This is a genomic window from Virgibacillus flavescens, from assembly GCF_050574275.1.
GTDB classification, from domain to species: Bacteria; Bacillota; Bacilli; order Bacillales; family Amphibacillaceae; genus Virgibacillus_F; species Virgibacillus_F flavescens.
The window spans coordinates 2,023,096-2,036,059 of the sequence record NZ_CP192260.1; the positions used below are offsets into that span (position 1 = coordinate 2,023,096).

Genomic DNA, 12,964 nt, shown 5'->3' on the forward strand with positions numbered 1-12,964 from the left:
ACTACCAGTAAAAAAATAATGGTAGTTTTTTTCTTTATACATTTTTTCATGATTCTTTCCATATAATGTATCAGCTTGGTTTTGTGAGGGTGAGATGTATTGCTGGATATTTATATGGAATCAGATAAAGAAGTAATCAGTTTCTGTGAGTCGTTATTTCAAATTAATAAGAAGATCGAATTACATTGGAAAACACATGAGGAATGGGGGAATCATTTACAAATTGAAATGGAGGAAATGGATGAGGAATCACTAAATTCCATTGCACGAGCATTAGTCGATGTATTTATGGTCCATCGATTATCAAAAATGATACGTTCTGTTATAACGGAAGTTTATTATTATACGGATACGGACGATATCGAAAAGATTTTAGATTTAACACATTGGATTATTACTGGAGGAGATGATGAGAAAATAGATTTGTCAGGTACGGAGGATCCTGGATTATTCTTGGAGTCACTATTTATAACCATGTTAAAAAACTCCTGGACTATTCATTATGATTCGCTGGTCAAGTTCCGGATTAAACCATTTAAGGAACTTATAAAATGTTTTACCGGACTAGCTATCGATGAATTGAAAAGAGAAGAAGACCACCAATCTTTTGTCAATACACTCAGAGAATTTATTGCCAAAAAGAAATCGCTTATTCCAACAGTATATATGCTGCAAGGCGATCCATTTACTTTTTTTCATTCGAACGGGAAGCGGTTTACTAACATTGAGTTACAGATTATTATGCAAAAAGAACCTTTGTATATGGTTGGTCTGGATAGTAATGAGAGAAATTTATCTCCATTGATAGCGATGGCTCCCGAATCAATTAACATATATGGGGATAATCCAGTGGAGCCAAAAACATTAACGATTATAAATGTTTTTCAGGAACGAGTGAAATTTGAACCAATGGTTAACTTTCCTTTTCCACAGTATCTTAAAAAATTAAAATAATCACTTGCATTTTCAATTTTGCAGCGCTATAATAAAATTTATATATTTTCATCAATAATTGGTAATGATAAGGATAAGATTATTTGACCTGTATAGTTTAGAGAAGGAAGTCATGGCTGGAAGCTTCCTCAAGTACTGCAAATGATTACCACCTTTGAACTCTACTACTGAACTATTAGTAAGTGGTAGCGTATATTCTGCGTTAAGGATTAATGAAGCCGTGATAATTATCGCGGAAATCAGGGTGGAACCACGTGTCCAACGCTCGTCCCTTTGCAATAGTGCAGAGGGATGGGCGTTTTATTTTTGTATAATATAAACGGCTTACCGTTTGTCAACTAGAGCTAAGAGAATCAAAAAATAACATGTGCAGAAGGAGTGTATCAAAATGGAAAACATCAGCATCATTTTTCCAGATGGAGCAAGCAAGGAATTTCCAAAAGGTACGACTGGGGAAGATATTGCATTTTCTATTTCACCAGGATTAAAAAAACAAGCATTAGCAATAAAATTAGATAATGAACTCGTTGATCTGCGACGCGGGTTAGACCATGGTGGCAAAATTGAAATCGTTACGTATAAAAACCAGGAAGGGCTGGAAGTTGTACGTCACTCTACTGCTCATTTATTAGCGCAGGCAGTTAAGCGCCTTTACAAGAACGTGCAATTTGGTGTTGGTCCTGTTATAGAGGAAGGGTTCTACTATGATATGGACCTGGAAGAATCAATCACTCCAGACGATTTACCTAAAATTGAAAAAGAAATGAAGCGCATCGTTGAAGAAAATTTAGAGATTGAACGAATCGAAGTATCACGGGATGAAGCAAAAGAGATGTTCAAGGCGATTGGCGACGAATTAAAGATTGAACTTATTGATGCTATTCCAGAAGATGAACAAGTAACCATTTATAAACAAGGAGAATTTTTTGATCTTTGCAGAGGTGTGCATGTGCCATCAACTAGTAAAATAAAAGCTTTCAAATTGTTGACTATCTCTGGTGCTTACTGGCGCGGAGACAGTAATAATCAGCAGCTGCAGCGTATATATGGCACTGCTTTTGAAAAACCCGGCCAAGTCGATGAGTATTTAAAGGTTTTAGAGGAACGTAAAGAACGTGATCATCGTAAATTGGGTAAAGAATTAGAAATTTTTACTGTCTCACAAAAGGTAGGACAAGGATTACCGCTTTGGTTACCTAAAGGAGCAACTATACGTCGTAATATTGAAAGATATATTGTCGATTTGGAAGAAAGATTGGGATACGATCATGTATATACACCTGTATTAGGTAGTGTCGAACTATACAAGACCAGCGGACATTGGGATCATTATAAAGAAGATATGTTTCCAACTATGGAGATGGACAACGAGGACTTAGTCTTACGTCCAATGAACTGTCCACATCATATGATGGTTTACAAGAATCAACTATACAGCTATCGTAATTTACCGGTCCGAATAGCTGAGTTAGGCACCATGCACCGACACGAAATGAGTGGTGCGCTGGCAGGACTGCAACGAGTGCGTGCGATGACTTTAAACGATGCGCATATCTTCGCTCGTCCGGATCAATTAAAAGAAGAGTTTATTCGTGTGGTTGAGCTGGTTCAGAAAGTGTACGAGGATTTTGGAATTAATGATTATTATTTCCGCCTATCGTACAGAGATCCTGCGGATAAGGAAAAATATGTGGACAACGATAAAATGTGGGATAAAGCGCAAGCAATGCTTAAAGAAACGATGGAAGAAATGAAGCTTGATTATGTAGAAGCTGTTGGAGAAGCTGCATTCTACGGTCCTAAGCTTGACGTTCAGGTTAAAACAGCACTTGGCAAGGACGAAACATTATCTACTGTTCAATTAGATTTTCATCTGCCAGAAAGATTTGATTTAACCTACATTGGCGAAGACGGAAAAGAACACAGACCAGTTGTAATTCACCGAGGAGTAGTTTCTACAATGGAACGCTTTGTTGCCTTTTTACTCGAAGAATATAAAGGTGCATTTCCAACTTGGTTGTCACCAGTTCAAGTCAAAGTTATTCCTGTTTCTCCGAATGTACATTTGGAGTATGCTAAGAATGTGGCAGATAAACTGCGCATGCAGGGGATACGTGTAGAAGTGGACGAACGTGATGAAAAAATCGGATATAAAATTCGGGAAGCTCAAACACAAAAGATACCGTTTGGTGTAGTTGTCGGTGATAACGAAATCGAAGACAATGCTGTCAATGTTCGAAGGTATGGAGAAAAGAACTCGGAAACAATCAGCTATCAGGATTTCGAACAATTGATTACTGCGGAAAACAAAAATAAGACACTTCGCAAATAGTGTTCTGCAGACGTTGCCTTTACTTGCTGAGACGCATATGCTATAGTTGATAAAGTGATATATACGTTGTTTGACTTTTAGTTGAAACAATGATATATTGTAAAAGTTGAATTAAAATTAAATGATCTGAGACAAGTAGAGGCACCCGCTTCTCACCTGTTCAACGCATGTATGCAGTTGACTGGTTTCAAACTTCTTTAAATAAATGATTAAAGTCGTGTGGGTGCGTATATATGCACCCACATTTTTTATTGAGCGCTTGTCAATGAAGGATCAGGTTTACTTTATACTAATTTGGAGGTGGCTGGCTATTAGCAAAGATATGAATGTCAATGAAAAAATTCGTGCAAGAGAAGTACGTCTTATCGATTCAAACGGTGATCAATTAGGTGTTAAATCACGTCAAGATGCATTAGAAATCGCACAGACCAGAAACTTGGATTTAGTTATGGTTGCGCCAAATGCAAAACCACCAGTTTGTCGTATCATGGATCATGGTAAATACCGATATGAGCAACAAAAGAAAGACAAAGAAGCACGTAAAAACCAGAAAATCATCAACGTGAAAGAAGTACGTTTCACACCTGGAATTGGCGAACACGATTTTGTTACAAAATTAAAGAACGCTAGAAAATTCCTTGAAAAAGGTGATAAGGTTAAAGCTGCAGTACGTTTTCGTGGACGAGCGATTACACATAAAGAACTTGGTCAAGAAGTTCTGGACCGTCTGGCAGATGAATGTAAAGACATTTCTACGGTTGAGTCTAAACCGAAAATGGAAGGTCGTAATATGTTTATCATGCTTTCGCCGATAAATGAAAAATAACTCATATATTTTTACAAGGAGGAAATCTCATGCCTAAAATGAAAACCCACAAAGGTTCTCAAAAACGTTTTAAAAGAACCGGATCTGGAAAATTAAAACGTTCACACGCTTTCACTAGTCATATGTTCGCAAATAAATCACAAAAACAAAAGCGTAACTTACGTAAATCTACACTTATTTCTGCAGGTGACTACAAGCGCATCAAAGCAATGCTTCCTAAGTAAGCTTTGCTATCATACTAAATAAAATGGACATACAATGATATAGATTTGTATTAGGAGGGTATTAATATGCCACGTGTAAAAGGTGGAACAGTTACGCGCAGACGTCGTAAACGCGTACTAAAACTAGCAAAAGGTTATTATGGTTCGAAACATGCTCTATTTAAAACAGCTAAACAACAAGTAATGAAGTCAGGTCAGTACGCTTACCGTGACCGTAAACAAAAGAAACGTGAATTCCGTAAACTATGGATCACACGTATTAATGCAGCTGCACGTTTGAACGGTCTTTCATACAGCAAATTGATGCACGGACTAAAGCTTGCTGGAATCGAAGTTAACCGTAAAATGTTATCTGATTTAGCTATTCATGATGAGAAGGCTTTTGGCCAACTTGCAGAAAAAGCAAAGTCAGCAATTAAATAATTAAAGTATTAAGACCAAATTCAATTGAATTTGGTCTTTTTTTACACGTACGGAAGTATGAAATTTTAATAATTAAATATAATGTGGTCTTGAGTGGATGCAGAGAGGAATTAATTAAATTGAACATACAAATCGTAATGATAGTTTTATTAGCAATAAATCTTTTTACCTTTTTCCTAATTGGAGTAGATAAAAACAGAGCTCGAAAACAAAGGTGGCGTATATCTGAGAAAACGCTTTGGCTAAGTGCTATATGTGGAGGGTCAATTGGTACTATTAGTGGTATGTATTTTTTTAGACATAAAACAAAACATCGATTATTTACTATAGGTATGCCGGTTATTTTATTAATACAGGTTACTTCAGTGATTATTGCATTTTCCATGTCATAAAGGCTCGTCTTATGTCATATACATGTTGTAAGAGTGATATAAACATGCTGCAACAAGATGACAGAGGCAAGCAGAGGAGGCATGGTATGGAACTGTTTGGTAGTTATCTAATGGCGGTGATAGAGACGGGGGGGATATTTGCCCCATTACTATTTATTAGCTTTCATTTACTAAGACCGTTGTTTTTTCTCCCGGTGGTATTTATTTGTATTTCAGGCGGGATATTATTTGGGGCTGTTGCTGGTACGGTTTATTCCATAATCGGAATTACCTTATCAAGTATTGGTTTTTATGGCGTTATTCGCTGGATGCCTAAAACGTTTGAAAGGCTGGTTCGTTTAAAAGGAAAGCTGATTGGGTACCAATCCGAATTAACCACACCTCAAATTGCACTTCTACGTTTAATTCCATTTATACATTTTCACCTTTTATCGCTATGTTTAATTGAAGTAACACATGGTTTTAAGGATTATACAAAATCTTCACTTTTGACAAATATACCGTTAGCTTTTGTGTATACTGCTTTAGGTAGATGGATCTCAAATTTATCACCTCTGCACATTGCGGTATCACTACTTGCTATATTGCCGTTGATTTATATATTAAGAAGAAAAGAAGTAATTATTAAATGGAATGAGTTTTTTCCTATTCGCACATAATAGTTAAAAACCTCGTCGTTCGCTTTTGCTATAAAAGCGAACGACGAGGTTTTTTCACAAGAATTTTCTCGTTATTAGTAAATTGCTTGCTTACAATTAGAAATTTATATTAATTTCAATTCCTTTTTCACTTAAATTATCCAGGCATTCTCGAAGGTATTGGTCAGTATGCTCTGGATACGAGTTAATTAGACCTTTACCCTTCATCTCGGCTATTCCGGAATAGTTTGAAGCGGATAAACCTCGGTATGTAGGGTCTTTCCATAAAGGGTTTACGTTATAGCCTCTGCTTTCCATCTCGTTCATAACTTTTTCATGATAGTTAAACAGCATATAAGGGGGATATTGAAATATATAATTAACTGTGGAATGAGGTTTCCCCCATCCATTTCCCCTTAATGCACAACACTCTCTATGTTGGCCAAGCAGCTGTTGTCTGGGTAATTCAGAAATTAGCTTTTCATGCCATAAACGCATTTAAATCACCATACCTATTAGTCAATTTGAGTAAGAATCAATTTGTTTACCGGGTGTTTCCATTCAATTTTAGAATATGGATATCTAATTAATATTTCACTTTCTAAAAAATATAGATCCTCACGTGTAAGACCTCGCAATTCCATTGGTTCATGAACAAAAACGTGGATAGTTACTACTTCGAAGGCCTGTTCAGTGGTTCCAAGGTACTTTTCCCCTTCAAAGGAACATCCTTTATAGACAAACCTGAAATTCTTTTGGCTGTTTTCCGGATCATCTAAAAAGTAAAAATCATTATTTGCTTTTGCAATTTGCAGTTTACGGTTAGGGTTTTGGTAATACTGATAAAACGTGTAGACGAGAAGAATTATGGCAATCAATAGCAGTATTCGAAATAAAATAATAATCATATTCAACCGTCTCCTTGAGTTTGTTATAGGTTCATACGGAACAGAACGTGTTCAGGTTTCACATTTCGAAAGATTTTCGTGTTACAATTACACCAAAACTTGAAATGAGGAATAGTAGAATGGATTGGAAAAAGTTATCTTACATGCAAAAACAACTGGACAACCATATTCAAGAGAAACATGATGTAGATAAAAATAAGCTTTTTGAGTCAAAATATCTAGCTTTACTTGTGGAGTTAGGTGAACTTGCCAATGAAACCAGATGTTTTAAATTCTGGAGTACAAAGCCGCCTAGTGATTCTAAAATAATCCTGGAAGAGTATGTAGACGGACTACACTTTATTTTATCACTGGGAATTGAAAAAGGTTATCAATATGAATCGAGAAATTTAGAACCAGCGATCCGAACTGCTACCAATCAGTTTAATACGTTATTCAGCAGTTGCGTAACTTTTTATGATCATCCAACATCTGAAAGCTATACGACCATGTTTCAAGATTTTTTACAGCTCGGGAATATACTAGGTTATGGCGAGGCAGAAATCATGGAAGCATATAAAATGAAAAATGATAAGAATTACGTTAGACAGAATGAAGGTTACTAGTAAATGTTTTGTAATTTTTCGAAATAAAGTTATAATTAAAAGTGATTATATTTAAGGAGGAAAATTATACATATGGCAAAATTAGATGAAACGCTAACAATGTTTAAAGATTTAACAGATGCAAAAGGGATTCCAGGTAATGAAAAAGAAGCAAGAGATGTAATGGAAAAATATATTACACCATATGCAGATGAAGTGTTCACAGATAATCTTGGGAGTTTAATCGCGAAAAAAACCGGAGATGCAAATGGACCGAAAATTATGGTAGCAGGTCATTTAGATGAAGTTGGTTTTATGATTACTCGAATTGATGATAAAGGATTTCTATACTTTCAAACAGTTGGAGGCTGGTGGGGGCAGGTAATGCTTGCTCAACGTGTTACGATTATGACGAATAATGGTGATGTAACAGGTATTATTGGATCACAGCCACCACATGTATTATCGCCTGAAGCACGCAAGAAACCAGTGGAAATAAAAGATATGTTTATTGATATTGGTGCATCGAGCAGAGAAGAAGCTTTAGAGTTCGGTGTAAAGCCTGGAGATTCAGTTGTTCCATATTTTGAATTTACACAGATGAAAAATGAAAAAATGCTGTTGGCTAAAGCTTGGGACAACCGTATAGGTTGTGCAATAGCTATAGAAGTATTAAAACAACTTAAAGGAACTGATCATCCAAACGTCGTTTACGGTGTTGGTACGATTCAAGAAGAGGTTGGATTACGTGGAGCAAAAACTTCAACGCATGCGATTAAGCCGGACATTGGCTTTGGTGTTGATGTTGGAATTGCTGGAGATATGCCTGGTGTATCGGATAAAGATGCGGATAGCAAACTAGGTGATGGCCCACAAATAATTCTGTACGATGCTTCAATGGTATCGCACAAGGGAGTACGTGAATTCATCGTTGCTACAGCGGATGAGCATAATATACCATATCAGTACGCAACAATGGCAGGAGGCGGAACTGATTCAGGTTCTATCCACCTAACTGCAAACGGAGTACCATCATTATCAATTACAGTTGCAACGCGCTATATTCATTCACACGCAGCAATCTTGCATAGAGATGACTTTGACAATGCAGTTAAATTGATTGTAGAAGCAATTAAAAAGTTAGATACTGAAACAGTAAAAGAATTGGTCTTAGCATAATAAAAAAGTAGTCGGTAGCAATGCTACCGACTTTTTTCATGCGTTAATTAAGCTAAATAACTATTCATAACTTTTTTTACATAGTTTTTTGTTTCTGCAAATGGCGGAATGCCTTGGTGTTTATCAACATTACCTGGGCCAGCATTGTATGCTGCTAAAGCTAATTCAATATTTCCGTTATAACGGTTCAGCATTTGACTTAAATATTTTGTTCCACCTTCGACATTTTGAGAAGGGTCCAGTGGATTATTAACTCCTAGCCCTCTTGCTGTTGCTGGCATTAGCTGCATGAGTCCAAGTGCTCCAACACTGCTTTTGGCATTAGGTTGATAATTTGATTCAGCTTTCACCACTGAGTGAACAAGCTTTTCATCAATTCCATACTTATTTGCTTTTTGTGTAATTATTGAATCAAACTGGGAAGGCGATACAGTGCTTCCCTGCGTACTAATTGGATTGTATGCAGTGGTGGCAGGAAATGTGGGTATATTATTATATATAGTACTGGATACTTGTTTTGTTTCTGCCTGATTAATTCTATCCTGCAGCATTTGTTTGAAAGCCAGATCTATTAAAGGAGAATTATAGGACATTGAACTGCCTCTCGATGAGGACATGATCGACATCGCCTGGTATTTTATTAGATTTTGCAAATTTTGTGATTCCATAAAAATTTCTCCTTTCACTGCCTGTCTTTATATTAGCTATAAAAGAGGACATATGCAATATAATTTTTAAAAACTCAACTTTGGCAGAATAAATAAGTTGGTGCTTCCTGCAATAGTTGAATAAATCTTAATGTAATTGACACAAAATCTATATACTGCGATGTAACAACTGGTTGTTTTCCGCTGCGGACCATTGCTTTCCGCGGGCACGGCTTCAGTCTCCTCGAGAAAAACACTCTGCGGGGCCTTCAGACTCGTGCTGTTCCCGCAGGAGTCAATGGTCCTCCGCTCCAAACAACTGCTATAATTGTGGGGAATTCATGCACTATTACATACAAGTTATTTTTCTATCGTTCACCACATCAGCTAAGGGGCTACTGAAAAGTGGTGGATTGTAAGAATTTAATATTTCACTTTAACTAAGCATCTTCGAATATACGAAGACTCCTGCGGGAACAGCGCGAGCTGAAGATCCCTCAGGAAAGCGTTCTTTGCTTATCCGAGGAAGCTGAAGCCGTGCCCGCGGAAAGCGAAGTATATTCGATGATGCGAACGTAAATCCGCTTAATCAGTACTAGATGTAACCTTTTCAGTAGCGACTAATAGGCTCACCAAAGTGACTGCTCTCGCTATCACATCGCATTTTGTTTTCCATAAGTAACTACCAGCATGTTCTAGTAATAAAATTGTTTATAATTCGCGTCAAGTAATTTACTTCAAGTGCTGCATTAACTGCAGTTAATTGCATTCATTAAGATTTACTGTGTGCGAAAGTTGAGTTAATAAGATTAATAAGTATCAAAATAGTGCTTCTATAATCTTATCGGATTAACACCGGCATCCGTTAAGTGGTTAAGATAAAAAGAATCATCACCAATACATAAAATCCGATCACATAAATGAATAATTTCATCCATGTCGTGTGAAGTAAAAAGAACCATAACATTTTTTTTAGTAGCCAGGTTTTTTATATAGCCACTAATTTCGTTCTTTGATTTCAAATCTATTCCCACAGTTGGTTCATCTAAAAGCAATACTTCTGGATCATGTATAAGACTAATAGCTAAGTTTAACTTTCGTTTCATTCCACCTGAGAGGAGTTTAACGGGTTCTTTCCATTTACTTAACTTCATATCTACACACAATTGACGGAGTTCCGCATCCGTTTTTTTTACTGTGGATAACTTTTCAAAAAACAGCATATTTTCCTGCACAGTGAAATCTTCCCAGCATGCAATCTCCTGCGGCACATAACCAATTGATTGTTTTACACCTTTTGAGTTATTGTCATAATCATTATTATACAACGAGATGGATCCCGCTGAAGGCTTAGACAATGTGGAAAGTATTTTTAAGATAGTAGATTTTCCAGCACCATTTTCCCCTACTAGTCCAACAATTTCTCCTGGTGAAACGGAAAAGGTTAAACTATTTAGTATTTTATGGTTCCCGTATGTTTTGGATAATGCAGTTACATTAAGCATAGTACCGCTCCTTTCGTACATACCAAATAATAAATGTGGTTACGAGAAAAGGTAACCAAAAAGTGATGAAGTTTCCCGATAACACTGGTGACAATGGATTGACTGTTGATAGCCAGGGCCATTTAACTAACAGTCCATTTATAGGAAGAACTGCGCCACTGATGACTATTGTTAAGAGGGTAATGCTAAATGAAACTACATAATATCTAAATGTACCTGTAACTGTATGTGCTAATTGAAACGCTCCTAAAAGAAGAACTATACGGTAGCACAACAGTCCCATTATTAATGAGAAACTTACTGGTTTCTCATAAATCGAATGGAAGAGATAGACAGTTAAACAGTCCATAAATATAAATATAATACTATATACACATAAACTCCTAACTAAGTAATCCTTAAAGTTGATGCGTAAAAAGGCAAACCTTTGGACTACCGCAGAACTTCTTTCCTTAACAACCCAATCAAATATCAGCAGGGTAGATAACATAGCAAGAACACACCATATGCCCCATATATTCCACAGTTGCACTTCCTTTATTGTTCGTTCAGTTGAATTAAAAGAAAAGGAAGTCGATAATAAACTTTCTTCCTTTTGTACCTCTTTACTTTTCGATATAATCTCATTCCAAGTCCATGTAGAAGTGGATACGTATTTTGCTGCTAATTCCCTAATAATAATAGCTGTATTGGATCTTCCAGTTTCTTGTTGAACATAGGATATAATCATTTCCTTAACAGGCGTATATGCAAAGGATTGATTCGTTTGATAGCTGGTAATAATATTTCTTCTATTCCCTTTACTTACTTGGTTTGCAAAGTCCTGGTGTATGATAAACACACTATCAAGCTCATGTCTTTTTAGTTGAAGTAACGCATTTTTCTTTGATAACTCCAAAGCAGTAATAAATGGCGTTGTGGAAATTTCGTTAATAAGTTCATCTGTCACTTCATTATGTTCTTCAACTACGATTCCGATAGGTATGGTACTGTCGTCCTGGACATGATTCATAATAGCAGTTAGACCTATTGAACCAATTAGTGGGAGTATTAACCAAAATAATAGACTAATCCAATGCTTTTTAATATGTAATAATCGGGTTTGCAAAATCATTTTCATTCTATATACCGCTCCTTCCATATTGATAGTCCAAGTAAGGCAGCGATACTCACGAGCAGATAAATAAGAAGAGGTAAATAATCTACATAAATCCGACCGTTTAATATGATATTTTCCAATGCATAGAATCCCTGAAAGGTAAAATTAAAAGGAATAATATCCTGCATATATAATGGATAATAAATTGTGGGAACAATAGCCCCGCTTAATAGTAACAGGGTTGCTGTATAAACGCTTTGTATTAATAAACGGAATTTTGCGGAAGTAATTATCACTTCGATTAGGGATAATAATACTAAAAAAATCAAAAAATATAGAATTGTTACTGCAAAAATTTTAACGTAATCACTTAAAAATAATTCTATATTAAGTAGCGTGAAGTAACCATAGAACACCAGAAGGGAGAAGCAGGTTGTAGCTGTCCAGCATACTGCTATTTTGGCAATCAGCTGCTGTATTTCAGTGACACCAAATAATTTCATTCGTTGCTTCATCTGGTAGTTTTCTTCTTTTGATAAAATAGAATAAAAAAGTATTAACCATAGTGTCATGATAATAAATAATCCGCCTAGTCCATAGTAATGAACTGGGGACGTCGAGACATTGTTTGTAAGTATTTCTTCATCGATGATTCTTTCTTTTCCCATTGTATAATATACAAATTCAATAAATTGCTGGTATAAGAAATCATTTCTCTCTTCATCGGTCATGTCCAATTGTTTCGCATAGTAATTCATCGTAAGAATATTAGCCTGAGCAGTTTTAATATGACGTGAAACACTATCAATCAATTCTTTGATTAGATAACTATCGGTTTGTTTATTTGGATTTCCAACAATTTCGAGTGTGACAGGATTACCGCTATATAGGTCACTCGTAAACTCTTCTGGAAAAGTTATGTACGCACTAAGTTTATTAGTTTCAATGGATTGCTTTGCTGAATCTAACGACATGACATCTAATTGTATAAAATTGTTTAATTGCGAAGATTCTTCGATTAGTTCAACTATCATAGTTGTTTCTTTCGATTTGTCCTGGTCAATTAAACCTACTTTAATTGCCTCAATATCTTCAGGAATGAAGAAAGTAACTAATGCATAGGCGGCTAGTCCCACTATACAAATCGGGAACAGAAAAAGAAGAGGAAGTGATGGCCACTTCCTCAATAATTGTCTTCCATTATTATTAATAAACAGAAGTACGTGATGAAAAAAAGTCATTTTACAACCACC

At 36.0% G+C, this 12,964-nt stretch carries 15 protein-coding genes and 2 other annotated features; of the genes, 9 read left to right on the top strand and 6 right to left on the bottom strand.

The window, feature by feature from the left end; genetic code table 11:
- Nucleotides 1-99 precede the first annotated feature (99 nt).
- The 7 genes from ytxC to VBD025_RS09645 all read left to right on the top strand — a co-directional run bounded on the left by ytxC (nucleotide 100) and on the right by VBD025_RS09645 (nucleotide 5,810).
- The gene (gene ytxC / locus VBD025_RS09615) at nucleotides 100-954 is read left to right on the top strand and encodes a sporulation protein YtxC (RefSeq protein ID WP_430784870.1); all 855 of its coding nucleotides are present in this window, start codon (nucleotides 100-102) and stop codon (nucleotides 952-954) included.
- Nucleotides 955-1,009: 55 nt separating this feature from the next.
- Nucleotides 1,010-1,230 (top strand) — a binding site (T-box leader).
- Nucleotides 1,231-1,342: 112 nt separating this feature from the next.
- A complete protein-coding gene (gene thrS, locus VBD025_RS09620) occupies nucleotides 1,343-3,286 on the top strand; it encodes a threonine--tRNA ligase (protein WP_430784872.1) in 1,944 nt (647 codons plus the stop codon).
- A gap of 127 nt (nucleotides 3,287-3,413) precedes the next feature.
- Nucleotides 3,414-3,543: a sequence feature (ribosomal protein L20 leader region), on the top strand.
- A gap of 65 nt (nucleotides 3,544-3,608) precedes the next feature.
- On the top strand, nucleotides 3,609-4,112 hold the full coding sequence (infC, locus tag VBD025_RS09625; RefSeq protein ID WP_430791346.1) for a translation initiation factor IF-3: 504 nt from the start codon (nucleotides 3,609-3,611) through the stop codon (nucleotides 4,110-4,112).
- 29 nt (nucleotides 4,113-4,141) lie between these two features.
- Nucleotides 4,142-4,336, top strand: a complete 195-nt coding sequence (gene rpmI / locus VBD025_RS09630; RefSeq protein WP_430784874.1) for a 50S ribosomal protein L35 — start codon at nucleotides 4,142-4,144, stop codon at nucleotides 4,334-4,336.
- Nucleotides 4,337-4,402: 66 nt separating this feature from the next.
- On the top strand, nucleotides 4,403-4,759 hold the full coding sequence (rplT, locus tag VBD025_RS09635) for a 50S ribosomal protein L20 (protein ID WP_430784876.1): 357 nt from the start codon (nucleotides 4,403-4,405) through the stop codon (nucleotides 4,757-4,759).
- Nucleotides 4,760-4,878: 119 nt separating this feature from the next.
- Complete coding sequence (locus VBD025_RS09640; RefSeq protein WP_430784878.1) at nucleotides 4,879-5,151, top strand: DUF1294 domain-containing protein; 273 nt, start codon at nucleotides 4,879-4,881, stop codon at nucleotides 5,149-5,151.
- 86 nt (nucleotides 5,152-5,237) lie between these two features.
- Nucleotides 5,238-5,810, top strand: a complete 573-nt coding sequence (locus VBD025_RS09645) for a TVP38/TMEM64 family protein (RefSeq protein WP_430784880.1) — start codon at nucleotides 5,238-5,240, stop codon at nucleotides 5,808-5,810.
- A 96-nt stretch (nucleotides 5,811-5,906) separates the two neighbouring features.
- Here VBD025_RS09645 and VBD025_RS09650 read toward each other — a convergent pair whose 3' ends face one another.
- Entirely contained in the window at nucleotides 5,907-6,287 is a 381-nt protein-coding gene (locus VBD025_RS09650) for a TIGR02328 family protein (protein ID WP_430784882.1), read from the bottom strand.
- Nucleotides 6,288-6,304: 17 nt separating this feature from the next.
- Nucleotides 6,305-6,697, bottom strand: a complete 393-nt coding sequence (locus VBD025_RS09655; protein WP_430784884.1) for a sigma-w pathway protein ysdB — start codon at nucleotides 6,695-6,697, stop codon at nucleotides 6,305-6,307.
- A gap of 119 nt (nucleotides 6,698-6,816) precedes the next feature.
- On the opposite strand from VBD025_RS09655, the gene VBD025_RS09660 reads away from it, so the two are divergent.
- Together VBD025_RS09660 and VBD025_RS09665 are read left to right on the top strand one after the other, a co-directional pair.
- Complete coding sequence (locus VBD025_RS09660) at nucleotides 6,817-7,302, top strand: dUTP diphosphatase (RefSeq protein ID WP_430784886.1); 486 nt, start codon at nucleotides 6,817-6,819, stop codon at nucleotides 7,300-7,302.
- Nucleotides 7,303-7,374: 72 nt separating this feature from the next.
- A complete protein-coding gene (locus VBD025_RS09665; RefSeq protein WP_430784888.1) occupies nucleotides 7,375-8,460 on the top strand; it encodes a M42 family metallopeptidase in 1,086 nt (361 codons plus the stop codon).
- Nucleotides 8,461-8,507: 47 nt separating this feature from the next.
- On the opposite strand, the gene VBD025_RS09670 is transcribed toward VBD025_RS09665, so the two are convergent.
- From VBD025_RS09670 to VBD025_RS09685, 4 genes are all read right to left on the bottom strand, one after another.
- The gene (locus tag VBD025_RS09670; protein WP_430784890.1) at nucleotides 8,508-9,128 is read right to left on the bottom strand and encodes a lytic transglycosylase domain-containing protein; all 621 of its coding nucleotides are present in this window, start codon (nucleotides 9,126-9,128) and stop codon (nucleotides 8,508-8,510) included.
- 812 nt (nucleotides 9,129-9,940) lie between these two features.
- Nucleotides 9,941-10,612: an ABC transporter ATP-binding protein gene (locus VBD025_RS09675; protein WP_430784892.1), complete on the bottom strand. Its 672-nt coding sequence runs from the start codon at nucleotides 10,610-10,612 to the stop codon at nucleotides 9,941-9,943.
- On the bottom strand, nucleotides 10,605-11,732 hold the full coding sequence (locus VBD025_RS09680) for an ABC transporter permease (RefSeq protein ID WP_430784894.1): 1,128 nt from the start codon (nucleotides 11,730-11,732) through the stop codon (nucleotides 10,605-10,607). Before VBD025_RS09680 ends, VBD025_RS09675 begins: the two co-directional genes overlap by 8 nt.
- Entirely contained in the window at nucleotides 11,729-12,952 is a 1,224-nt protein-coding gene (locus tag VBD025_RS09685) for an ABC transporter permease (protein WP_430784896.1), read from the bottom strand. Before VBD025_RS09685 ends, VBD025_RS09680 begins: the two co-directional genes overlap by 4 nt.
- Nucleotides 12,953-12,964 lie beyond the last annotated feature (12 nt).

Bases quoted from the DNA above. Each gene is read 5' to 3' on its own strand.
- thrS (WP_430784872.1), top strand. From the start codon at position 1,343: ATGGAAAACATCAGCATCATTTTTCCAGATGGAGCAAGCAAGGAATTT.
- infC (WP_430791346.1), top strand. From the start codon at position 3,609: ATGAATGTCAATGAAAAAATTCGTGCAAGAGAAGTACGTCTTATCGAT.
- rpmI (WP_430784874.1), top strand. From the start codon at position 4,142: ATGCCTAAAATGAAAACCCACAAAGGTTCTCAAAAACGTTTTAAAAGA.
- rplT (WP_430784876.1), top strand. From the start codon at position 4,403: ATGCCACGTGTAAAAGGTGGAACAGTTACGCGCAGACGTCGTAAACGC.
- VBD025_RS09645 (WP_430784880.1), top strand. From the start codon at position 5,238: ATGGAACTGTTTGGTAGTTATCTAATGGCGGTGATAGAGACGGGGGGG.
- VBD025_RS09650 (WP_430784882.1), bottom strand. From the start codon at position 6,287: ATGCGTTTATGGCATGAAAAGCTAATTTCTGAATTACCCAGACAACAG.
- VBD025_RS09655 (WP_430784884.1), bottom strand. From the start codon at position 6,697: ATGATTATTATTTTATTTCGAATACTGCTATTGATTGCCATAATTCTT.
- VBD025_RS09660 (WP_430784886.1), top strand. From the start codon at position 6,817: ATGGATTGGAAAAAGTTATCTTACATGCAAAAACAACTGGACAACCAT.
- VBD025_RS09665 (WP_430784888.1), top strand. From the start codon at position 7,375: ATGGCAAAATTAGATGAAACGCTAACAATGTTTAAAGATTTAACAGAT.
- VBD025_RS09670 (WP_430784890.1), bottom strand. From the start codon at position 9,128: ATGGAATCACAAAATTTGCAAAATCTAATAAAATACCAGGCGATGTCG.
- VBD025_RS09675 (WP_430784892.1), bottom strand. From the start codon at position 10,612: ATGCTTAATGTAACTGCATTATCCAAAACATACGGGAACCATAAAATA.
- VBD025_RS09680 (WP_430784894.1), bottom strand. From the start codon at position 11,732: ATGAAAATGATTTTGCAAACCCGATTATTACATATTAAAAAGCATTGG.
- VBD025_RS09685 (WP_430784896.1), bottom strand. From the start codon at position 12,952: ATGACTTTTTTTCATCACGTACTTCTGTTTATTAATAATAATGGAAGA.